This is a genomic window from Pseudomonas sp. GW821-FHT05D12, from assembly GCF_059419825.1.
The window spans coordinates 1-22,013 of sequence record NZ_JBWKSN010000009.1; the positions used below are offsets into that span (position 1 = coordinate 1).

At 61.9% G+C, this 22,013-nt stretch carries 25 protein-coding genes; 11 read left to right on the forward strand and 14 right to left on the reverse strand.

Annotated features, from left to right (window positions below):
* Positions 1-110: 110 nt before the first annotated feature.
* From AC07SI_RS17640 to AC07SI_RS17655, 4 genes are all read right to left on the reverse strand, one after another.
* Positions 111-302 (reverse strand): PLDc N-terminal domain-containing protein, encoded by a 192-nt coding sequence (locus tag AC07SI_RS17640; RefSeq protein WP_003172956.1) that lies wholly within the window; start codon positions 300-302, stop codon positions 111-113.
* Between the two features lie 67 nt (positions 303-369).
* Positions 370-900 (reverse strand): hypothetical protein, encoded by a 531-nt coding sequence (locus AC07SI_RS17645; protein ID WP_495006193.1) that lies wholly within the window; start codon positions 898-900, stop codon positions 370-372.
* Positions 901-941: 41 nt separating this feature from the next.
* Positions 942-1,457: an ankyrin repeat domain-containing protein gene (locus AC07SI_RS17650; protein WP_065903353.1), complete on the reverse strand. Its 516-nt coding sequence runs from the start codon at positions 1,455-1,457 to the stop codon at positions 942-944.
* Positions 1,458-1,552: 95 nt separating this feature from the next.
* Entirely contained in the window at positions 1,553-3,379 is a 1,827-nt protein-coding gene (locus tag AC07SI_RS17655) for a long-chain-acyl-CoA synthetase (protein WP_495006194.1), read from the reverse strand.
* A gap of 395 nt (positions 3,380-3,774) precedes the next feature.
* Here AC07SI_RS17655 and AC07SI_RS17660 point away from each other — a divergent pair, with 395 nt between their 5' ends.
* On the forward strand, positions 3,775-4,053 hold the full coding sequence (locus AC07SI_RS17660) for a DUF3509 domain-containing protein (protein ID WP_003172952.1): 279 nt from the start codon (positions 3,775-3,777) through the stop codon (positions 4,051-4,053).
* A gap of 61 nt (positions 4,054-4,114) precedes the next feature.
* On the opposite strand, the gene AC07SI_RS17665 is transcribed toward AC07SI_RS17660, so the two are convergent.
* The 4 genes from AC07SI_RS17665 to aroC form a co-directional block, all read right to left on the reverse strand.
* Positions 4,115-4,378, reverse strand: a complete 264-nt coding sequence (locus tag AC07SI_RS17665; protein ID WP_495006195.1) for a response regulator transcription factor — start codon at positions 4,376-4,378, stop codon at positions 4,115-4,117.
* Positions 4,379-4,589: 211 nt separating this feature from the next.
* On the reverse strand, positions 4,590-5,120 hold the full coding sequence (locus AC07SI_RS17670; RefSeq protein ID WP_495006196.1) for a 1,2-dihydroxy-3-keto-5-methylthiopentene dioxygenase: 531 nt from the start codon (positions 5,118-5,120) through the stop codon (positions 4,590-4,592).
* A complete protein-coding gene (locus AC07SI_RS17675) occupies positions 5,117-6,280 on the reverse strand; it encodes an MFS transporter (protein WP_120449291.1) in 1,164 nt (387 codons plus the stop codon). The genes AC07SI_RS17670 and AC07SI_RS17675 overlap by 4 nt, the downstream gene beginning before the upstream one ends.
* Positions 6,281-6,353: 73 nt before the next feature.
* Complete coding sequence (gene aroC, locus AC07SI_RS17680) at positions 6,354-7,445, reverse strand: chorismate synthase (RefSeq protein WP_106803068.1); 1,092 nt, start codon at positions 7,443-7,445, stop codon at positions 6,354-6,356.
* A 143-nt stretch (positions 7,446-7,588) separates the two neighbouring features.
* Here aroC and AC07SI_RS17685 point away from each other — a divergent pair, with 143 nt between their 5' ends.
* Both AC07SI_RS17685 and AC07SI_RS17690 read left to right on the forward strand, forming a co-directional pair.
* A complete protein-coding gene (locus AC07SI_RS17685; RefSeq protein ID WP_065903365.1) occupies positions 7,589-8,551 on the forward strand; it encodes an alpha/beta hydrolase in 963 nt (320 codons plus the stop codon).
* Positions 8,552-8,650: 99 nt separating this feature from the next.
* Complete coding sequence (locus tag AC07SI_RS17690) at positions 8,651-9,457, forward strand: hypothetical protein (RefSeq protein WP_065903367.1); 807 nt, start codon at positions 8,651-8,653, stop codon at positions 9,455-9,457.
* A gap of 83 nt (positions 9,458-9,540) precedes the next feature.
* Here the strand turns inward: AC07SI_RS17690 and prmB are convergent, their stop codons facing one another.
* Positions 9,541-10,449, reverse strand: a complete 909-nt coding sequence (prmB, locus tag AC07SI_RS17695; protein ID WP_065903369.1) for a 50S ribosomal protein L3 N(5)-glutamine methyltransferase — start codon at positions 10,447-10,449, stop codon at positions 9,541-9,543.
* A gap of 240 nt (positions 10,450-10,689) precedes the next feature.
* On the opposite strand from prmB, the gene AC07SI_RS17700 reads away from it, so the two are divergent.
* From AC07SI_RS17700 to AC07SI_RS17720, 5 genes are all read left to right on the forward strand, one after another.
* Positions 10,690-11,280, forward strand: coding sequence for a cysteine hydrolase family protein (locus tag AC07SI_RS17700; protein WP_495006197.1), 591 nt, complete (start codon positions 10,690-10,692; stop codon positions 11,278-11,280).
* A 142-nt stretch (positions 11,281-11,422) separates the two neighbouring features.
* A complete protein-coding gene (locus tag AC07SI_RS17705; protein WP_065903373.1) occupies positions 11,423-11,743 on the forward strand; it encodes a hypothetical protein in 321 nt (106 codons plus the stop codon).
* A gap of 75 nt (positions 11,744-11,818) precedes the next feature.
* Positions 11,819-12,376, forward strand: a complete 558-nt coding sequence (locus tag AC07SI_RS17710) for a Smr/MutS family protein (RefSeq protein WP_057721413.1) — start codon at positions 11,819-11,821, stop codon at positions 12,374-12,376.
* A gap of 78 nt (positions 12,377-12,454) precedes the next feature.
* Positions 12,455-13,000, forward strand: coding sequence for a GTP cyclohydrolase I FolE (folE, locus tag AC07SI_RS17715; protein WP_003442011.1), 546 nt, complete (start codon positions 12,455-12,457; stop codon positions 12,998-13,000).
* A gap of 101 nt (positions 13,001-13,101) precedes the next feature.
* Positions 13,102-13,473 carry a glutathione S-transferase N-terminal domain-containing protein gene (locus AC07SI_RS17720; protein ID WP_065903382.1) on the forward strand — a complete coding sequence of 124 codons (372 nt, stop codon included), beginning with the start codon at positions 13,102-13,104 and terminating at the stop codon, positions 13,471-13,473.
* A gap of 114 nt (positions 13,474-13,587) precedes the next feature.
* On the opposite strand, the gene AC07SI_RS17725 is transcribed toward AC07SI_RS17720, so the two are convergent.
* From AC07SI_RS17725 to AC07SI_RS17735, 3 genes are read right to left on the reverse strand one after another with little or no spacing between them, the layout of a single operon-like run.
* Positions 13,588-13,902, reverse strand: coding sequence for an AtuA-related protein (locus tag AC07SI_RS17725; RefSeq protein ID WP_106803065.1), 315 nt, complete (start codon positions 13,900-13,902; stop codon positions 13,588-13,590).
* On the reverse strand, positions 13,899-15,224 hold the full coding sequence (locus tag AC07SI_RS17730) for an acyclic terpene utilization AtuA family protein (RefSeq protein ID WP_495006198.1): 1,326 nt from the start codon (positions 15,222-15,224) through the stop codon (positions 13,899-13,901). Before AC07SI_RS17730 ends, AC07SI_RS17725 begins: the two co-directional genes overlap by 4 nt.
* 1 nt (position 15,225) lies before the next feature.
* Positions 15,226-16,518: a CitMHS family transporter gene (locus AC07SI_RS17735; protein WP_495006199.1), complete on the reverse strand. Its 1,293-nt coding sequence runs from the start codon at positions 16,516-16,518 to the stop codon at positions 15,226-15,228.
* 130 nt (positions 16,519-16,648) lie between these two features.
* Here AC07SI_RS17735 and AC07SI_RS17740 point away from each other — a divergent pair, with 130 nt between their 5' ends.
* Positions 16,649-17,536 carry a LysR family transcriptional regulator gene (locus tag AC07SI_RS17740; protein WP_495006200.1) on the forward strand — a complete coding sequence of 296 codons (888 nt, stop codon included), beginning with the start codon at positions 16,649-16,651 and terminating at the stop codon, positions 17,534-17,536.
* A gap of 37 nt (positions 17,537-17,573) precedes the next feature.
* On the opposite strand, the gene AC07SI_RS17745 is transcribed toward AC07SI_RS17740, so the two are convergent.
* Positions 17,574-18,176, reverse strand: a complete 603-nt coding sequence (locus tag AC07SI_RS17745) for a glutathione S-transferase family protein (RefSeq protein WP_213554578.1) — start codon at positions 18,174-18,176, stop codon at positions 17,574-17,576.
* A gap of 10 nt (positions 18,177-18,186) precedes the next feature.
* A complete protein-coding gene (locus AC07SI_RS17750) occupies positions 18,187-19,353 on the reverse strand; it encodes an aminotransferase-like domain-containing protein (protein ID WP_495006201.1) in 1,167 nt (388 codons plus the stop codon).
* Between the two features lie 81 nt (positions 19,354-19,434).
* On the opposite strand from AC07SI_RS17750, the gene AC07SI_RS17755 reads away from it, so the two are divergent.
* Together AC07SI_RS17755 and AC07SI_RS17760 are read left to right on the forward strand one after the other, a co-directional pair.
* On the forward strand, positions 19,435-19,869 hold the full coding sequence (locus AC07SI_RS17755; RefSeq protein ID WP_065903407.1) for a MarR family winged helix-turn-helix transcriptional regulator: 435 nt from the start codon (positions 19,435-19,437) through the stop codon (positions 19,867-19,869).
* 796 nt (positions 19,870-20,665) lie between these two features.
* Complete coding sequence (locus tag AC07SI_RS17760) at positions 20,666-22,012, forward strand: NCS2 family permease (protein WP_120449300.1); 1,347 nt, start codon at positions 20,666-20,668, stop codon at positions 22,010-22,012.
* Position 22,013: the final 1 nt, after the last annotated feature.

Sequence of the window (22,013 nt, forward strand, 5' to 3'; positions counted from 1 at the left end):
CCCCCCCCCCCCCCCCCCCCCCCCCCCCCCCCCCCCCCCCCCCCCCCCCCCCCCCCCCCCCCCCCCCCGCTCCCACCTTTATCGTGCCCACTCCAGAGGGAGTGAGGCGCTTAGATCCGCACGTTGCCGCGCGGCCCGGCGATTGCCCAGATGATCAGGCCCAGTACCGGCAACAACAGGATCAGCAGGATCCAGAGCACCTTGGCCCCGGTGCTCGCGCCGCTTTTGAACACGTTGATGATCGCCCAGATATCCAGCGCCAGGATGATCAGGCCGATCAGGCCGTTGAAAGTGGAACCCATGGTGTCGCTCCTAAGTGAGGGCATGCACTTGTAGGATAGTCAGCCCTGGCCGGGGTTCCGTTTTATTTCAGACGTGTACGCCGACTTTCAACGCTTCCAGGGACGGCTCGGCCTTGATGCCGACTTCAGCGCACAACTCGAGCACGCGCGGCAGGTCATTGCCGTAGACCAGCACGGCCTGGATTTCATCATCGAGCAATTGGCTGAAATCCAGCAGCACATAGCCGCCATCTTCCGGGCTCAGGGCGCTCATCTGGATCTGGATACGATTGAGCGCGGTCAGGGCCTCGGTCTTGGCCAACTGCTTGGGCTTGAGGTTGAACGCCACACCCGGGCCGAACGAGGCGACGATCTGCGCAAACAGATCGCCATAGGTATCGGCCTGGAACAGCACCGTGTCCGGCAGGCTGCCAACCACCACCCACTCGCCCAACGGGATCGGGAAGGTGTCGTCGTAGTTGATGTCCGGGTTGGCCGCCAGGAAGGCCACCGGATCGGCGTAGGCCTGGGCCGCTTCATCGGCGATGCGCGCCACCTCGTCTGCGCCCATGACCCCGGCGCTGATTTTGCTGATGAGTTCGACGAGGGCGGTTTTCATGGGGTGATCCTGTAGCGGGCTGGTTTTCGAGGGCGCACAGCCTACACCAGTTTTTGCAACTGCGCCGCCGTATCCGTGGCCCCCATGGTCTGCGCCGCTGCCAGTGCCGTAGCGCCCTGGGCGTCGGTGGTCTTGGGGTTGGCGCCCTGGCTGAGCAGGTAGTCGACCATTTCCACGCGATTGAACATCGCCGCCATCATCAGCGCGGTGCGGCCATCGGAGGATGCCGCTTCGACCGGCGTGCCGCCTTCGATCAGCGCCTTGACCACCGGCAGATTGCCCTTGAACGCCGCACCGGCAATCGGCAACTGGTTCTTGTCATTCGCGATCAGCGGGTCGGCCTTGAATTCCAGCAGTACTTTGACCGCTTCGGCGTGGCCGTGGTAAGCGGACAGCATCAGCAAGGTGTCGCCGTTGTGGTTACGAAAATTCGCCGGCAAGCCCTTGGCCAGCAGCGCGGCGAGCATGGCGGCATCGCCCTTGCGGGCCACGTCGAAGACTTGCTCGGCAAATTCGGCGGCTTCGTCTTCGGTCATTTGTTTGGCGTGGTCTGACATGTGGGAACTCCGTGTCTGGTACTGAATAGGCGCCAGTGTCGCGACGGAGTTCCCAGCTGTCATGGCTTTTTTGTCAAAAGCGCCCATAGGCAGAATCAATAGCGGAACTGCCCACCCTGGATCTGCGCGAGTAACTGCCCGGTCACCGGCACGTAGCAGTCGGACCCCGGCAGCCACGCGTACACTGGGTCATTGCCGGCCTTGTCCGGGTCAAACGCCTCTTCCTTGAGCCGCACTTTCTGATACTTGAAGGTGCCGGTGGTTTCCATCTTCACCTTGATCCGCAGGAACAGTGGCACCGCATAGTGCGGCAGTTGGCCATGGGCGAATTGCAGCAGCTCGCGCATGTCCAGTGAGGCCAGGGATTCGCTCGGAGTGATGGCGACCATGCCCGCGCGGCCATTGGTGTTTTCGATTTCGACCCCATAGGCCACTACCTCGGCGATCTGCGGGTGCTGCAGCAGGACGTTCTCGACCTCGGTGGTGGAGACGTTTTCGCCTTTCCAGCGATAGGTGTCGCCCAGGCGATCGACAAATTGCGCATGGCCGAAGCCGATGCTGCGCAACAAATCGCCGGTGTTGAAGTAGCGGTCGCCCTTTTCAAACACGTCGGTGAGGATCACCTTGCGGTTCTTTTCCGGATCGGTGTAGCCGTCGAACGGCGATTTATCATCGATCCGCGCCAGCAACAGGCCTTGCCCGCCGGTTTGCACCTTGCGCATGAAACCATCGGCGCCCCGGATCGGCTCACCGCTGTCGTGGGCGTAGTCCACCAGCGCCCAGTGTTGCAGGCAGAAGCCGATGGTGTTGTCGAAATTCAGCACGTTGGTAAAACCGATGTTGCCGTCGCTGGCCGCGTACAGCTCGCAGATATGCTCCACGCCGTAGCGCGCCTTGAACTGCGCCCACACGCCGGGGCGCAGGCCGTTGCCGACCATCTTGGTGACCTGGTTATCACGATCGAGCCCGCTGGGTGGCTGGTCGAGCAGGTAGCGGCACAACTCGCCCACGTAACCGAGGGTGGTGGCCTTGAACTTGCGCGCGTCATCCCAGAATTGACTGGCGCTGAATTTGCGGCGAATGGCAAAGCCCGACGCGCCGATAATCGCCGACCCCCAGCACACGCACAGGCCGGTGGCGTGGTAGAGCGGCAACGTGCAATAGAGGACGTCTTGCGGGCCCATGTCCAGGGCGATGCTGCCGAAACTCACGGCGGTCTTGGTCCAGCGGCCGTGCTTCATGATGCCGGCCTTGGGCAGGCCGGTGGTGCCGGACGTGTAGATATAGAAGCATGGGTCGTTGAAGAAAATCTGTGCAGTGCTGGCGGGGTTGTCCTCCGCGCACTCGGCGCTCGCGGCCAGCAGGTCGACGTAGCCCTCGGGCACGGCGGCGGGTTGCTGGTCGGCGACAAACCAGGTACGCCGGGCCTCGATCTGCACCTGCTCACGTACTGCGTCATAGGCTGCTACCAGCTCAGCGCCCACCACCACCGCCACCGGGCTCACCAGGTTCAGGCTGTGCACCAGCGCACCCTGGGTCTGCGCGGTATTGAGCATCGCGCAGATGCCGCCGAGCTTGGCCACGGCCAGCACACTCAGCAACAGTTCCGGGCGGTTTTCAATAAACAGCGCCACCACGTCGCCCTTGCCGATGCCCTCGGCCTGCAGGTGATGGGCGATACGGTTGGCGCGCCGGTTGGCTTCGCGGTAGCTGAGCACGCGGTCGCCATACAACAGCGCCGCGCCGTCGGGGTTGCGCAGGGTCGCTTGCTCGAAGTGCCAGCCCAGGCCGCAGGGTTGTTGGGGATCGGTGACGTTGGCGGCACGCATGCCGCGCACCACGCGTGGCAGGGCTCGAACGATGGAGGGCATCTTACGCAGCATCATGCCCCAGGTGATCATGTCGTTTTGCGGATGGCTCATGGAGGAACGTCCTTTTTCTTATTCTTCGTATGATCCAGAAACACCGACTCTCTTGTAGGCAGAAGGCCGAATGCATTGAAGGAAAATACGTCAGCCCCTCTTCGGCTGTACACGCGGGATTTGAAAAGTTTTGTATCCCGAGGGGCGCGTGCTGAAAAAAGGAATTTAGCCGCGTGCGGGCAGTCTTTATGGATAACGGCACGCGCAATTCGCCGGGTCGAGCAGCGCAAAATGCAGGATGCATGATGGCCATTCATGCAAATTGCACGAAAACGAAAAATCTCGTTTTTTATAACTTACTGATTTATAACGATATTTTTAAAATTCAGTAGCTGGCACAATCACTGCACCTATCACTCCATGCTTGCCAACTTGAGCCAACGGAGCTGATAGACATGAGCCTGATCCAAGATAAATTCGCTTCAGTATTCTCCAACTACGACGTCACCACCCAGCCACGTCCCGACGGCGGCATCCTGTTGACCCTGCGCAACAGCGAAGGCAAACAGGTCAAGCGTTCGATTTCCTACCAGCAGCTGCACACCGCCGATCAACTCACTTGGGTGATCAGCGCCATTCGCCGCGACCTGGCCGAACAAGCCAGTGAGTTGCCGCAGATCTCGATGCTGCAGAGCCAGAACCGTTTTGCCCTGCCGACTTACCATTCGGCCTGAGCAAGCAACCAAAAAAAAAGGGCCGCAATGCCGTTGAGCATTGCGGCCCTTTTTCATGGATTCAGCACAGGCCTCGGCGCGCCGCCTCGTTCATCGCCTGCACGCGGTTGGTGACCTCCAACTTGCCGTAGATGTTGCGCAAGTGGAATTTCACCGTGGCTTCGGACGTATTGCGTATCTGGCTGATCTCCCAGACCGTCTTGCCTTCCGCGGCCCAGCGCAGGATCTCCAACTCGGTGGGGGTCAAGGGCTTGCCGGACAAGCTCAGCCGCCGCCTGACGGCATCGGGCGCGCAGTACGGTGACGACTCCTCTGTGCCTATCATTAAGTTCTCTCCCTTTTATTGGCGGACGCCCTGTCAGCATTCGGATTCCTCCTATTGACAGGTGATATAAACATCGATGCCGCAGAGAGTTACATAACGAATGGTATTAAGGCGTAGGGCCCGCAACAAACAGCCGGGCCTTACAGGAATTTAAGTTTCTTCCCACAGCAACTAACAACTCATCGGGGTTGATGTTTGTAATTCGCCGCAATCAGTCGTCCAATCCGGGGAAACGTCGGGCGATCTCATCTCCCGTGAACGCGGGTACCTGGCCTTGAGCGTTATTGAACAGCCGCAGCGTGACCAGATGCGGGTTCTCGCCAATATCAAACCAGTGTGCAATACCCGCCGGGATCACCAGCAGGTCATGCTTTTCGCAACGTATGGCGTACACATAGTCGCCAATGTGCAGGGTGTACAAGCCTTGGCCGGCGATAAAGAAGCGCACTTCATCGTCACTGTAACGGCGCTCATCGAGGAACTGCGCGCGCAGTGAGTCTTTTTGCGGGTGGTCGCCGCTGACGCTGAACACGTCCACGCGCTCGTAGCCCAAGGCGTCGATCTGCGCCTGGTACGCCGCGATCATTTGCGCGTCGCTGGCCCCCTGCTCGATGGGTGCGGGCTGCCAGCGCTCGAACCGCACACCGTGCTCGGCGAGGATCGCGGCGATGTCGTCGGCATGGGTCAGGACCTTGTTCGGGGTATCCGGTGAAGTGACGGGGTAGACGGCGACATAGCTCATTGAGGGTTTCCTTGGTTCTGCTCTTGCAATCGAAGACCGATGATAACGGCGGCGGCCAGGGCCGCGACGCTGGCGATGCTGAAAGTCAGGGTCGGCCCCAACAGGTTCCAACTGTAGCCGGAATACAGCGCGCCCAACGCGCCGCCGGTACCCGCCAGGGCGGCATACAGCGCCTGGCCCTGGCCTTGTTGTCTAGCGCCGAAGCTGCGTTGCACAAAGGCGATGGCCGCCGCGTGAAAGCTGCCGAAAGTCGCGGCGTGCATGACCTGCGCCAGCAGCAGCACCCAGAAGTACTCGGCAAACGATCCCAGCAGCAACCAGCGCAGGGCCGCCAGCAGGAAACTGGCCAGCAGCACCCGGCGCAGCGAAAAACGCGTGAGGATGCGGCTCATGCCGAGGAACATCAGCACCTCCGCCACCACTCCCAGCGCCCACAGCATGCCGATCGTGCCACGGCTGTAGCCCAAGTGTTCCAGGTGCAGGGTGAGGAAGGTGTAGTACGGGCCGTGGCTCATTTGCATCAGCGCCACGCAGGCATAAAACGCCAGTACCCCAGGGCTGCGTAACTGCTTGAGGAACCCCTCCCCGGCCAGGCGATTGCCGTGGCTGGCGGGTTGCGCATTCGGCACCCACAGGCTGGCACCGATGATGCCGGCCATGATCACCACGACGACTACCGGGTAGATGTCCAGGCTCAGCCAGTCGAACAGACGGCCCATGATCACCACGGTGAGGATAAAACCGATGGAGCCCCACAGGCGGATCTGGCTGTAGCGCGAGGTCTGTTTTTGCAGGTGCGCCAGGGTGATCACCTCAAACTGCGGCAGCACCGCGTGCCAGAAGAACGCATGCAGCGCCATCACCAGGGCCAGCCAGGCGTAGGTGTGGCTGACGAAGATCAGCGAAAAACTCGCCAACGTACACACCGCGCCAAAGCGCACGATGGCCAGGCGCCGACCGGTGTAGTCGCCGAGCCAACCCCACAGGTTGGGTGCCACGCAGCGCATCAGCATGGGGATGGCCACCAGCTCGCCGATGCGCGCGCTGGAGAACCCGAGATGATCGAAATACAGCGCCAGGAACGGCGCCGTCGCCCCGAGCAGGGCGAAGTAGAACAGGTAGAAGCTGGAGAGGCGCCAGTACGGGAGGGCTGGGGTCATTACCGGGGCTGCTTCGCCGCCCGGCACGAACAAGCGCCCTTGCCACGGCAAGCTCGCTCACCCCTACAGGCGGTCACAGCTGGCCCAGCACCGGGGTGGTCACCTGTACATCAGCGTTTTGCCCACGGTTGCGCAGCAGGTGGTCCATCAGCACGATGGCCATCATCGCCTCGGCAATCGGCGTGGCGCGAATGCCGACGCATGGGTCGTGGCGGCCCTTGGTGATCACATCCACCGGGTTGCCGTGCACATCGATCGAACGGCCCGGCGTGGTGATGCTTGACGTGGCCTTGAGCGCCAGGTGCGCAACGATTGGCTGCCCCGAGGAAATACCACCGAGGATGCCGCCGGCGTTGTTGCTGAGGAAACCTTCGGGGGTCAGCTCATCACGGTGCTCGGTGCCGCGCTGCGACACGCAGGCAAAACCGGCGCCGATTTCCACGCCTTTCACCGCGTTGATGCTCATCAACGCATGGGCCAGCTCGGCGTCGAGGCGGTCGAAGATCGGCTCGCCCAGGCCCGGCTTGACGCCTTCGGCGACCACCGTGATCTTGGCGCCGACGGAATCCTGGTCGCGGCGCAACTGGTCCATATAGGCCTCCAGCTCCGGCACCTTGTCCGGGTCGGGGCTGAAGAAGGCGTTGTCTTCGACGCTGTCCCAGGTCTTGAACGGAATCTCGATCGGGCCCAGCTGGCTCATGTAGCCACGAATGACGATGCCCTGGGTTGCCAGGTATTTCTTCGCGATCGCGCCGGCGGCCACGCGCATGGCGGTTTCGCGGGCCGAGCTGCGGCCACCGCCACGGTAGTCGCGCTCGCCGTATTTGTGATGGTAGGTGTAGTCGGCGTGAGCCGGGCGGAACAGGTCCTTGATCGCCGAGTAGTCCTTGGACTTCTGGTCGGTGTTGCGAATCAGCAGGCCAATGGCGCAGCCGGTGGTGCGGCCTTCGAACACGCCGGAGAGGATCTCGACTTCGTCGGGCTCCTGGCGCTGGGTGGTGTGGCGGCTGGTGCCGGGCTTGCGGCGGTCGAGGTCACGCTGCAAGTCTTCCAGGGACAGCTCGAGGCCAGGCGGGCAGCCGTCGACAATGGCGACCAACGCCGGGCCATGGCTTTCGCCCGCGGTGGTGACAGTGAACAGCTTGCCGAAGGTATTGCCGGACATGCAGAGCGCTCCGTGAAATCAGTTGAATCAAGTCAACCGTAATAACTTAAGGCGGCCAGTATACGCAGGCTAACTCACTAGTTCATCCTCGAAACCTTACCGGTAGACGTTGGTCCAACCGGCACCTTCCCAATGATGGCGCGATGATGCTGCGAGTTCTGCTTTTGACCCTCACCCTGTTTTCCAGCCTTGGCTTCGCCGCCTCCCCTGTCGTCCTGCAACGGCCCATCAGCCTGGACACCGGCAGCGGCGAGCTGTTTGGCTCGCTCCTGTTGCCCAAATCCGACAAGCCGGTACCGGTGGTGTTGATCATCGCCGGCTCCGGTCCCACCGACCGCAACGGCAATAGTGCCGACGGCGCACGCAACGACAGCCTGAAGCGCCTGGCCTGGGTGCTGGCGCGGCACAACATCGCCAGCGTGCGCTACGACAAGCGCGGTGTGGCCGCGAGCCTGGCCGCCACCCCGGATGAACGCAACCTGACCCTGGATGCCTATGTGGCGGACGCCGTGGCCTGGGGCAAGCAGCTCAAGGCCGATGAACGCATGGGCCCGCTGATCCTGCTGGGCCACAGTGAAGGCGCATTGGTGGCTGCCCTGGCGGCACCGCAACTGGACCCGGCCGGGGTGATCTCGCTGTCCGGCAGCGCGCGGCCGGTCGACCAGGTGATCCGCCAGCAACTGGCCGACCACCTGCCCCCTGCCCTGTTGCTGCGCAGCAATGAAATCCTTGATCACCTCAAGGCCGGCCAGGTGGATGCCGATGTGCCTGGCCCGCTGGAGGGTATTTTCCGTCCCAGCGTGCAGCCGTATCTGATCAGCCTGTTCCGCGCCGACCCGTCGGCGGCCTTCGCCAAGCTGAACATGCCGGCGCTGATCATCCAGGGCACCAACGACATCCAGGTCGGCGTCGACGATGCCCGCCAACTGAAAAACGCCAAGCCCGACGCGCAATTGACGGTGATCGAAGGCATGAACCACGTGATGCGCATCGTGCCCAATGACGTAAAGCAGCAATTGGCCTCCTACAATGACCCGCAACTGCCGCTCGCCGCCGAGTTGGGCAGCCGCCTGGTGCGCTTTATCGACGGACTTCAACCCCGTTAAGCGACAATTTGCCTCCAGTCCTGCAGAAACCGGCCGATAAGCCCTGAGTCGACAGCAAAAAGACTGTCGACTCGCTGGGCTTGGACAGGATCGCGCCGCATGACAACCACTGAAGCAACACCGGAACCAATCGCCGACACCCCGGCTGAAAAAACCGAGGCCGTCGACGCGGCGCCCCTGCCGTGGGCGGATGTTCAGGCCGAGCATTTCAAGATGCTGCGCCTGGCGCCGCTGGCTACCGACCGCGCCACAGGCGTGCGGCCATTGCGGTTCGTGCAGTTCGGCTATGCCGAGCGCCACGACAAACGCCATAGCCTGTTGCGCATGGTCATCCAACTGCCGGGGCAGCGCGTGCGCCGTGAGCAGAACCATCTGGATATCTGGGTCGACCATGACACGCACCGCGTGCACTTCGGCCCGGGCAACAGCCTGGAAATCGAACCGGCCAACCGTGGCATCGGTCGCTTCCTGGTGGCCCAAGGCGCCGCCTGGGCGAAGAAGAAGTGGTCACACTACCGCGTCGACGGCGTCGACCTGGCCAACAAGGACGCCCTCAACGAATCCACACGCCTGCGCCGCGATCACTTCCTGCGCATCCAGGGGTTTGATGTGGCTTACGCCGATGTGCAGCACCTCAAGGGCAACGTGCAGCCGGGCAAGGTCAGCGACGTGCTCGACAGCTGGAACACCGAGAAAGTGCAGTTCGTGGAAATTCTCGAAGCCGCGCAGATGCTGCAACAGGCCGAGCAGAACCTGGCGGAGCAGGAAGTGAAGCTGCGCAAGGAAGAAGAAAAGGTCACCAAGTTCAAGCGCGAAGACAGCGGCTTGCGCTTCACGATTACTTGCCTGGTGGCGTTTACCGTGTTTCAGGCGGGGTTGTTGATCTGGATTGCCACTCACCGGTAATGCAACTGTAGGCGCCCGGTTTGCCGGCGATGGTGGCCTCAAGAGAGCCATCGCCGGCACGCTGGGCGCCTACAGGGCGTGCTTCACACCCGAGCGGCAAAGACCGCTTGATGCTGGCGGCACTGCTCGGCCGTCAACATGAACACCCCGTGGCCACCGCGCTGGAACTCCAGCCAGGCGAAGTCCACTTCCGGATACAGCGCCTCGACGTGCACCTGGCTGTTGCCCACTTCGACAATCAACAAGCCCTTCTCGGTCAGGTGGTCTGCCGCTTCGGCCAGCATGCGCCGCACCAGGTTCAAGCCATCATCGCCACAGGCCAGGCCCAGCTCCGGTTCGTGCTGGTATTCGTCCGGCATGTCGGCGAAGTCTTCGGCATCCACATACGGCGGGTTCGACACGATCAGGTCGAAGCGCTGGCCCGGCAGGCCGTCGAAGCCGTCGCCCTGCACGGTGTAGACGCGCTCGTCGACACCATGGCGCTCGATGTTCTGGTTCGCCACCTCAAGCGCTTCGAAGGACAAGTCGCCCAGCACCACTTCGGCGTCCTGGAACTCGTAGGCACAGGCAATGCCGATGCAACCGGAGCCGGTGCACAGGTCGAGGATGCGCGCCGGTGGCTGGGCCAGCCAGGGTTCGAAGCGGTTTTCGATCAGTTCGCCAATCGGTGAACGCGGGATCAGCACGCGCTCGTCGACGATAAACGACATACCGCAGAACCAGGCCTCTTTCAGCAGGTAGGCGGTAGGCACGCGCTCGTGGATACGTCGATGCAGCAAGCGCTGCACGTGGGAGATTTCCTCTTCTTCCAGATTGCAATCCAGGTAGCTGTCGGCGATTTCCCACGGCAGGTGCAAGGCGCCGAGCACCAATTGCCGGGCTTCGTCCCAGGCGTTGTCGGTGCCATGGCCAAAAAACAGGTCTTCCCCATGGAAACGGCTGACAGCCCAACGGATGTGGTCGCGCAAGGTGCGCAGGCGGGAAGTGATCACGGGGGCAGACTCCTGGAAAAAACGACTGGCGATTCTAACAGCCTTCGCCTGTACCGACGATGTACGAAAAGCCCCGGCCATACGTCGGATTTCATCCAAATTGCCATCATTCGGTTAAACAAGCCGCCCACTTGACATGGCTGCACGTCAACAACGGCGTACCTTACGATGGTAGCGATTCACAGAACCGCTCAGCCAGTGGACAATGTCACAAAAGCCCCCCTCACAGGAGCCCCCAGAATGTCCGTTCCAAAGACGATGTTTCAACTCAGCGGTCGTGGTTATGCGGCAGCCAACCTTGGCCATGCGACCCTCGTGATCATCGATGCCCAGAAGGAATACCTCAGCGGCCCGCTCGCCCTCTCGGGCATGGACGCGGCGGTCGCCAACATCCAGCAACTGGCCGCTGCCGCACGCAACGCCGGGCGCCCGATCGTGCATGTGCGTCACCTGGGCACCGTTGGCGGGCTGTTCGACCCGCAAGGCGAGCGCGGCGAATTCATTCCCGGCCTGGAACCTGTCGGCGACGAGACCATCATCGACAAACTGCTGCCCAGCGCGTTCCACGGCACTGGCCTGGAAAAACACCTGCAGGACCTTGGCTCCCTGGACCTGATCGTCTGCGGTTTCATGAGTCACTCCAGCGTCAGCACCACCGTGCGCGCCGCCAAGAACCTGGGCTTTCGCTGCACCCTGGTGGAAGACGCCTGCGCGACACGCGACCTGCCCTACAAGGGCGGCATCCTCAGCGCCGAGCACGTGCAACAGACCGAAATGGCCATCATGGCCGACAACTTCGCGACCCTCGCGTTGACCAAAGATCTGATCTGATCGACCCATGGGATGAGCGGCGCGGCGTGTTTTATGTCCCGCTCATCTGCAAATGCCTGTCATTTGCTGCAATTACCTCGGGTACAGGAACAACCTGTGTATCTTCCGGTCGAAGGGCCGATACCCTGGAGGAAAGGTCGGAATGAAGATATCCGATGGTTTTGATGCTCGTCGCTTGCGCCCCAAGGGCCCGAGCAACTGGCGTCTGCGCCTGGTGGCCGGCATTGCCGCGCTGCTGGCGATTGTTGGTGTGCTGCTGGCGGGTGCGGGTGCCGCTGGTTTATTCGGTCACTCGCCGGCCCTTGGCGAACTGAATGCCAGCCCCGGTGGCTCGGCGATCTTGGCGGTCATTGGCCTGCTGGTGCTGTGGCTGGGCGTCTGGTTGTGGCGTCGCAGCCGTCGGAAGATGCGTCAGCCGTTGTCGCTGAACATCGCTTCACACCTGATGAAAAAGCACGACTGATGGCGCTTGGATAGCGTTTCCTGCGCCCTGGCCGCCGCGATTTAGGTAAACTGCCCGCCCTTCGCGGAGGCTGACATGCAAGACGACGATTTTTCCCTGTTCAAAAACGAGCTGCGCGGCGTCAAGCCGATCAAGCACGACCGCGCCGACACCGGCAAACCCAAGGCCGACCGGGCGCAGATCGCCAAACTGCGCCAGGCTGCAACCGTGCGCACCGACGCCACCACCGTGGATGGCCTGTCGGACCAGTTCGTGATCGATGTCGGCCCCGAAGACGAACTCATGTGGGCCCGCGACGGCGTGCAGGAAAGCCAGATGCGCAAGCTCAAGGCCGGCCAGATCCCGTTCGAAGGCAGCCTCGACCTGCACGGCATGACCGTGGAAAAAGCCCGCGAAACCCTGTGGGCCTTCCTTGCCGAAGCCACCAAATTTGAAATCCGCTGCGTGCGCGTCACCCACGGCAAGGCTGTGCGACTGGACGGCAAGCGTCCGATGATCAAAAGCCACGTCAACACCTGGCTGCGCCAGCACACCCAGGTACTCGGCTTCACCTCCTGCCAGGCCCGCCACGGCGGCGCGGGGGCGGTGTATGTGATGCTCAAGCGCACCATGATGGAAGGGCGTGACGAGTAACAAGTGCCATCGTCAGGCTTGCAGCGATGTGCCCGCCACCGTAACCTTGCGCTTTGCGAAAATCCCACAGGTAGTTTCATGTCCCTGGAACAGAATTACACCGCGATCCTCGGCCAACTCGGCGAGGACGTTTCCCGCGAGGGCCTGCTCGACACGCCAAAGCGTGCCGCCAAGGCGATGCAGTACCTTTGCCGCGGCTATGAACAGACCCTGGAAGAAGTCACCAACGGTGCCTTGTTCAGCTCTGACAACAGCGAAATGGTGCTGGTCAAGGACATCGAGTTGTATTCGTTGTGCGAACACCACCTGCTGCCGTTTATCGGCAAGGCGCACGTTGCCTACATCCCGAGCGGCAAAGTGCTGGGCCTGTCGAAGGTTGCGCGGATTGTCGACATGTACGCGCGCCGCCTGCAGATCCAGGAAAACCTCAGTCGCCAGATCGCCGATGCGGTGATGCAAGTGACGGGTGCCCTGGGCGTGGCCGTCGTGATCGAGGCCAAGCACATGTGCATGATGATGCGCGGTGTCGAGAAACAGAATTCCTCGATGATCACCTCGGTGATGCTGGGTGAGTTCCGCGAAAACGCGGCCACCCGCAGCGAATTCCTCAGCCTGATCAAGTAATCGTCTGAGTAGGAAAAAACCGGCGTTCATCGCCGGTTTTTTTTCGCCTGCAGAAATCAGGTAAGCTGCGGCCCCTTCTTCATGGGCAAGAGGTTTCAGCCATGTTCGTCAAAGCACTTCGAGTGGGCCTCGGCCACGTCATCATCGCGGGCGACTTCCTTACCCGTCCGCGTAAAAAGCAGCGCCCCGCCGAACAACAGGCACAGGTCAACGAAGCGGCCAAGGGCCTGACCCTGTATCAATTCCACGCCTGCCCGTTCTGTGTGAAGACTCGCCGCACCCTGCACCGCCTGAATGTGCCGGTGGCGCTCAAGGATGCGAAAAACAACGAGCAGGACCGCCAGACCCTGCTGGAGCAAGGTGGCAAGATCAAAGTGCCGTGCCTGCGCATCGAAGAAAACGGCCAGACCACTTGGATGTATGACTCCAAGGTCATCATCGACTACCTGGACAAGCGCTTCGCCGCGGTCTGACAAACACTGAAGATCGAATGTGGGAGCGGGCTTGCTCGCGAAAGCGGCGGATCAGTCAATTAATCTATCGACTGACACAGCGCATTCGCGAGCAAGCCCGTTCCCACTTTGAGTTCAGATTACCAAGTCAACATCCAGCAGCGCCGAGCCCAGGCATTTGCCATGGGCATCCAGCGCCAGGGAGCGGGTCACGCCACCGCGCAGGATCCCCGGCAAGACGAAGTTCAGCGCCTGGACAGTGGGCAATTCATAGCGCCGCACCGGCGCAGCACCCGGTTCCAGCAGGCCGGCAAAGAACTCGGTCACGCGTTCGGCCGTGAGCTGTTCACACAGCAACGGGTAATCCTCGGCGCGATAAGCAATGATCGAGATGTTCGAGGTGTCGCCCTTGTCCCCGGTCCGGGAGTGGGCCAGCGTGTGCAGTTTCATGCTTCGATCCTCGGATTGACCGCGCCTCGCGGCAGCAGTAATGACGCCACCGCCACCACCTGGCGCACGCTTTTACTGGCACCGCCGCCGCCGGACGGGCCGTTGGTGTAGAGGGTTTCCACTTCATTGCCGATCCGTACCGCTTCGCCACGCTCCTCGCATCGAGCCGCGACGCGCAAGCGCACTTCCCAAGGTTCGACACTGCTGCGCGGGCCGTGGAGCGAGTCCATGCCGATCAGCTCGGCGCGCACGTCCTGCATCTTCACGCCGGTTAACGCCAGACGCTTGAGTACGACATCCCGCGCCAATTGAGCCCGTGCGACGGCGCCGGGGCCGCCGTAGGACATCTGCCCTTCGCCGATCCAGCCATCCAGATAGCCCACGCTGACCTTCAACTGTTCAGGTCGCGCGCGACCCGCGGCGCCTTGGGCGCGCACACGATCAACCGCTTCCTCGACAAAACCCACCTGGGAAAAATCGGCGGTCACATCAGGGGTCAAATACGCCGCTGGATCATGCACTTCATAAATCAGTTGCTCGGTGCAGGTCGCACGGCTGACCCGTCCACCTGAGCCTGCAACCTTGGTGATCAGCGCTTCGCCCTCGGCATTGATCTCGGCCAAGGGGAATCCCAGGCGCGCCAGGTCATCCACATCTTTGAAGCCCGGGTCGGCAAAATAGCCGCCACTGACTTGCCCGGCGCATTCGAGCAAATGTCCAACTAACGTGCCGCGACCCAAGCGCTGCCAGTCATCCGCGGCCCAGCCGAACTCGAACATCTGCGGCGCGAGGAACAGCGACGGGTCGGCGACACGTCCGGTAATTACCACATCGGCGTCGGCGCGCAGGGCTTCAAGGATGCCGTCCACGCCCAGGTAAGCATTGGCGGATATCAGCCGTTCGCCGAGTGAACCGACGGTCTGGCCGTTATCCAGCACTTGCTCGGGCTGCAACGCAGCCAAGACATCGTCGCCCACCACCGCGACCACCTTGAGGCGCAGGCCCAGCTCGCTGGCGATGCGCCGCACTTCAATCGCCGCCGACACCGGGTTGGCCGCGCCCATGTTGGTGACCACCCGCAGGCGGCGACGCCCGGCGCCCTCCCCCACAAACGGCAATACACGGCGCATGCGCTCACTGAGCAGCGGGTCATAGCCGCCGTCGGGATCCGTGATCCGCGCCTGTTGCGCCAGGGCAATCGTACGTTCGGCCAGGCATTCGAAGACCAGGTAATCCAGATCGCCCTGTTCAGCCAGTTCCACGGCGGGTTCGATACGGTCGCCGGAATAGCCGGCACCGGAACCGATGCGCAAGGTTTTCATCTCAAATCACTCCCAGGAGCAACGCGGTCAGGGTCATCAACACCGACGCGGCAAACAGAAAAGGGATGGTGAAGCGCTGGTGATCGGCCAATTCGATCTTGCACAGGCCCACCAACAGGAACGTCGCGGGGGTCAGCGGGCTGACCGGGAAACCGGTGGTGTGCACGCCCAGCAGCGAGGCCTGGGCCACCTGCAACGGGTCGACACCGAGGGCCTTGCCGACTTCGGCGATCACCGGCATCACGCCGAAATAATACGAATCGGGGTCGAACAGCATGCTCAACGGCATGGAAATAAAGCCCACCACCGCCGGGATCAACTTGCCGTGGCCGGCCGGAATCTGCGCCACCGCCACTTCGGCGATCGCCTTGAGCATGCCGGTGCCTTGCATGATGCCGGTGAACACCCCGGCGGCGAGCAGGATACTGGCCATGGTCAGCGCGGTTTTCGCATGGGCGTCGATGCGGGCGCGCTGGGCGTCCACATTCGGGTAGTTGATGCACAGGGCCACCACGGTGCCGAGCATGAACATCACCACCGGGTCGACCCAGCCGGCGATCATCACCACCATCACCAACACAGTCAGCACCAGGTTGACCCAGAACAGCCGAGGCCGGCGCAGCTGGATGTCGGCGTCGCTGAGCACCCGTTGCGGCACGGCATCCACGCTGGAACCGGCGCCCAGGCCCAGGCGTTTTTCCTCGCGGCGGCCGAGCCACCAGGCGCAGGCGAAGACGAAGACCAGGCCGACGATCTGCACCGGGATCAGCGGCTGGAACAGGTCAGCCACCGGCACATGCAGTGCCGCCGAGGAGCGCAGCACCGGGCCGGTCCACGGCAGGAAGTTGACCCCGGCGGCCATCGCGCAGACACAGGCAAGGATACGTTTATCAATGCCCAGCCGCGTATACAGCGGCAGCATCGCCGGCACTGTCACCAGAAAGGTCACCGCGCCGGAACCGTCGAGGTGCACCAACAGGGCCAGGGTCGCGGTACCGACGACAATCCTTGTAGGACGCGTCCCTACCGTGCGCAGGATGCGATCAATGATGGGGTCGAGCATGCCGGCATCGGTCATGATCCCGAAAAACAGGATCGCGAACACAAACATGCCCACCACGGGGGCGACGTTCTTGATACCGGTAATGATGAAGGCGCTGGTTTGCAGGCCGAACCCACCGAGCAACGCGGCGATGATCGGCAAGGCGATCAGGGCCACCAGCGGCGAGAGGCGTTTGCTCATGACGGCAGCGAGCAGGCACAGGATGGTGATGACACCCAGGATAGCGAGCATGGGTTACTCCAGAGCGGCCTTTGCGGCCGGTTATTGTTTTCCCCCGAGTATTGGAATCACGTTACCCTTTGTAAATTGGAATGTTCAGCGAGTCATGTTCGTAAAAACAAAACGCTCGAGAAAAACAACAATGAAAAATTCGATCCAGCATATCCAGGCATTCCTCGCGGTGGCCCGTACCGGGAGTTTCACCAAGGCGGCCAACGAACTGCACCTCTCACCTTCGGCGCTGACCGTGCAAGTCCAGCAACTGGAGGATTGGCTGGGCGTTGCCCTGCTCGACCGCAGCCCGCGCCATGTGAGCATCACGGCCGCCGGCCAGGAAGCGCGCGGCCCTATGGAAAAACTGCTGCTGGACCTGGACAACATTGTCACCGGTTCCCGCGACCTGGCCGCCTTGCGTCGCGGCGTCGTCACCATCGCCGCCCTGCCCTCGGTCTGCGCCGGCACCCTGCCCCCGGCCCTACGGCTGTTTCGCGAACGCTTTGGCGGCATCGAAGTGCGCCTGCACGACCTGGTGGCCCATCGCATTCATGCCCAGGTACGTGCAGGCGAGGTCGATTTCGGCATTGGTGTACGCGCACGGCTCAGTCACGGCCTGGCGTTTGTGCCGGTGCTCAATGATCGACTGTGCGCCTTCGTGCCGCTGGATCATCCCCTCACCCGCCATCGCCAGCTGACCCTGGAGCAACTGGCGGACCAGCCGATCATCCTCACCGGGCGTGACAGCAGTGTGCGTGAGCAAGTGGATGCGTTGTTTGATGAGACGCAGCTGACGATGAACGCAGGCATGGAGGCCAACTATATGTCCACGGTCCTTGCCTTGGTGCGCCAGGGGCTGGGCATCAGTGTGCTGCCGGAGTCGGCGGCGGACAGTTTGGCAGGCTTGAAGCGCATCAACATCGATCATCCCGGCGTGAACCGGGAGATCGGGCTGATCAGCCGCAGCGGCATGAGCCTGAGCCCGGCGGCGCAGCGCTGTTTTGACCTGCTCAAGGCCCAGATGCCCTCCTTGTAGGAGCCCGGCTTGCCGGGCGCCTACAGATTGAGGGCGTTCAGTCGAGCATCGCGATGTGCTTGGGGTGGCTGGCCACACGCGCCAACCACGCCTGCACGCCCGGATACGCATCCAGGTCAAAACCACCTTCCCGGGCCACGTGGGTATAGGCATACAAGGCCACGTCCGCGATGGAGAACTGGTCGCCCACCAGGTACGGCGTCAGTTGCAGCTGGCGTTCCATGACCTTGAGGGCTTTGTAACCGCCCTTGTGCAGCTTCTTGTATTCCTCGAGGCGCTCCTGCGGCAGCCCCAGGTAAAACTGGATAAACCGCGCCACCGCAATGTACGGCTCGTGGCTGTACTGTTCGAAGAACTGCCACTGCAACACCTGCGTGCGCAGGCGCGGCTCGGTGGGCAGGAATTCGCTGCCGTCGGCGAGGAAATTCAGGATCGCGTTGGATTCCCACAGGCAGGTGCCGTCTTCGAGCTCCAGCACCGGGATCTTGCCGTTGGGGTTCTTTGCCAGGAATTCGGCCGTCTGCGTGTCACCCCTGAGGATGTCCACATCCACCCATTGGTACGGGATGCCCAGCAGGTTGAGCATCAATTTGACCTTGTAGCAGTTGCCCGACTTGTAATCGCCATAAACCTTGTACATGGGGCTCCCCTTATGCCGCTTGCGCGTGCTGTGCTTGACGGACCACTGCGGCCAGGCGCTTGAGACCTTCGTCCAGACGGGACGGGTCGATATGGCTGAAATTGAGTCGCAGTGAGCCCAGGTGCTGGTCCGGCTCGGAAAAGAACGGTTCACCGGGCATGAACGCGACGTCCTGATCGAGCGCAGGAGCCAACAAGGTGCGGGTGTCGAGCGGCTGTTTCAAGGTCAGCCAGAAGAATAATCCACCCTGGGGCACTTGCCAGTCGGCCAGCTCGCCGAAGTGACGCAGCAATGCCGCCTGGAAGGCATCGCGGCGCTCGCGGTAAAAGCTGCGCAATTGCACCAGGTGCTGCTGGTATTTCTGCGTGCCGATCCACTGCATCGCCTGCCACTGGCCGACGCGGTTGGTGTGCAGGTCCGCCGACTGCTTGAGCTTGAGCAAGTGCGGGAACAGGTCCGGGCTGGCGATCAGGTAACCGACGCGCAATCCCGGCAGCAAGGTTTTGGAAACCGTGCCGGTGTAGATCCAGCTGGCTTTGTTCAGGCGGCCGACGATGGGCTTGGCGCTGCCACCGTCGAAGGTCAGCTCGCGGTAGGGTTCGTCTTCGATCAGGGTGACGCCGAACTCATCCAGCAACGCGGCGACAGCCTCGCGCTTGGCCTCGCTGTAGCGCACGGCGGATGGGTTCTGGAACGTCGGGATCAGGTAGATGAACGCCGGGCGATGGCGTTCAAGGTTGGCGCGCAAGCTGGCCAGGTCGGGGCCGCCTGCTTCCAGCTGCACCGTGAGGCAATCGGCGCCGAACAGTTGGAAGATCTGCAACGCGGCCAGGTAGGTCGGGCCTTCCAACAGGATTTTCGTGCCCTTGTCGATATACAACTTCGCCGCCAGGTCGAGGGTTTGCTGTGAGCCGCTGACCACCAGTACCTGGCTCGCCTGGCACGGCACCCCCAGGGCGCGCGCCTCGGCCGCCAGTAACTCACGCAATTGCGGTTCGCCCTCGCTCATGCCGTATTGGCCGATGTTCAGCGGCATGCCCTCCCACTGCAAGGCCGGCAACATGGCCTCGGCCGGCAGGCCACCGGCGAACGACATCACTTGCGGGCGCTGGGCTGCCGCGAGGATTTCACGGATCAAGGAGCTTTTGAGGCGCGTAACACGTTCAGAGAAGGCCATAAGGTCACCGGTAGCAAAGCCTGTGGGAAATACGTCAAACTGGTTGACCGAAATTACGACAGCTTGAATGGATACGTCAACATGCTTGACCTTAAAAACCAGGGCAGCCAGCAAGAGGCGATGCAAGCGTTCTTCTTCGGCTACCAGGCGTTCACTGCCAAAGCCGATGAAATGCTCGAACGCCGCGGCCTGAGCCGGGTGCACCAGCGCATCGTATTTTTTATCGCACGCTACCCGGCCTTGAGCGTGAAGGAGTTGCTGGAACTGCTCGGCGTGAGCAAGCAGGCGCTGAACATGCCGTTGCGCCAATTGCAGGAGATGCACCTGGTCAACAGCGTTGCGGCGCAGACCGACAAGCGCAAACGCCTGCTGGAACTGACGGAGGAAGGTATGCGGTTCGAGCAATCACTGCGGCGTGAGCAGGTGAAGCTGTTGCAACGCGCGTTCAGTGAAGCCGGGGAGGAAGCCGTGGCGGGCTGGTTGGCGGTGAATCAGGCCCTTGCCGGGCAGCCGTGATTGCTTTGTAGATGTGCTTGTGGCTGTGGCTGGACTTGTGGCAACAGCTGGATCTGGGGCTGTGGCAAGGGCTTGGGGCAACAACTGGATCTGGGGCTGTGGCACTGACTTGTGGCGAGCGGGCTTGCCCCGCGTTGGGGTGCGAAGCAGCCCCAATTCAGTCACTGCATTCTTACAGACAGAACCTGCCAGCAGGTTTTGGGGCTGCTGCGCACCCCAACGCGGGGCAAGCCCGCTCACCACAATTAAGTCCAGTTCACCCCAATAAGCACCAGTTCATCCCAACAAGCCCAGTTCATCCCAACAAGCCCAGCTCCCCCCAACAAGCCCAGTTCACCCCAACAAGCCCGGTTCCCCCCAATAAGCCCAGTTCACCCCAACAAGTCCAGTTCATCCCAATAAGCCCAGTTCACCCCAATAAACCCAGTTCACCCCAACAAGCCCAGTTCCCCCCAACAAGCCCAGATCACCCCAACAAGCCCAGCTCCCCCCAACAAGCCCAGTTCACCCCAATAAACCCAGTTCCCCCCCAACAAGCCCGGTTCACTCCAATAAACCCAGCTCACCAAAAAACGCGGCTCCCCCCCTATCCAGACACCACAGCCGTGGCCTTCCATCGACTTTCGCCCAAACAATCGAAAACATTATTTGCTTTATTTGTATACAAAAGCATAATTCGCTTCGTGCGAGTTCCTGACCTATTGGTCAACAAAACCCGCCAGTACCTCAAAGCGCTGCTGCCCACTGTCGTGACCGGCGCTGGAAATAACAATAAAACTCTTGAGGAGTACTCGCTGTGGAAAGCCGCAAATCCGAAGCCCCAACGCTGGATCTCTCACCCGCACGCAGTGGCTGGCTGGAACGCCTGTTCAAACTGCGCCTGCATGGCACCACAGTGAAGACCGAACTGATCGCCGGCCTCACCACGTTCATCACCATGGCCTACATCATCTTCGTCAACCCCAACATCATGGCCGACGCCGGCATCGATCATGGCGCGGCGTTTGTCGCCACGTGCATCGCCGCGGCGCTGGGTTGTCTGTTGATGGGCCTGTACGCCAACTGGCCGGTAGGCCTGGCGCCGGGCATGGGCCTGAACGCGTTTTTCACCTACACCGTGGTCGGCACCATGGGCTATCACTGGGAAACCGCGCTGGGTGCGGTGTTCATTTCCGGCGTGTTGTTCATGGGCCTCACGCTCTCCCGGATCCGCGAGTGGCTGCTCAACAGCATTCCGGTCAGCCTGCGCCACGCCATGGGCGCGGGTGTCGGTCTATTCCTCGGGGTGATCGGCCTGAAAACCGCCGGGATCATCGTCGACAGCCCGGCCACGCTGATCAAGCTCGGCTCGCTGCATGAGCCGGCGCCGCTGCTGGCGGCGGTGTGTTTCCTGCTGATCGCGATCCTCAGCTATCACCGCGTATTCGGCGCGATCCTCATCAGCATCATCGCCGTGACCCTGGCCGGCTGGGGCCTGGGCCTGGTGCATTACAACGGGATCCTTTCCACCCCACCAAGCCTGGCACCGACCTGGATGGCCATGGACGTGAAGGGTGTGTTCAATGTGAGCATGATAAGTGTGGTATTTGCCTTTCTTTTTGTGCACATGTTCGATACCGCCGGTACACTGATGGGCGTTGCGCAACGCGCCGGGCTGGTCAATGCCGACGGCAGGATCGATAACCTGTCCCGCGCCCTCAAGGCCGACAGTGCCTCCAGTGTGTTCGGCGCCATGGTCGGTGTACCGCCGGTGACCAGCTATGTGGAAAGCGCTGCCGGTGTTGCCGCCGGTGGCCGTACCGGGTTGACGGCGGTCACGGTCGGCGTGCTGTTCGTGGCGGCGATGTTTTTCGCGCCGCTGGCGGGCATGATCCCGGCCTACGCCACGGCGGGTGCGCTGATTTACGTGGCGATGCTGATGATGGCGAGCATGGCCCATATCAATTGGGATGAAGCCACCGACAGCATCCCGGCCATCGTGACCGCGATCATGATGCCGCTGACCTTCTCGGTCGCCGACGGGATCGCCCTGGGCTTTATCACCTATGTGGCGCTCAAGGCCGGCACCGGCAAGTACCGCGAGATCTCCGTGAGCCTGTGGGTGCTGTGCGCGATCTTTATCGCCAAGTTCGTCTTTCTATAAA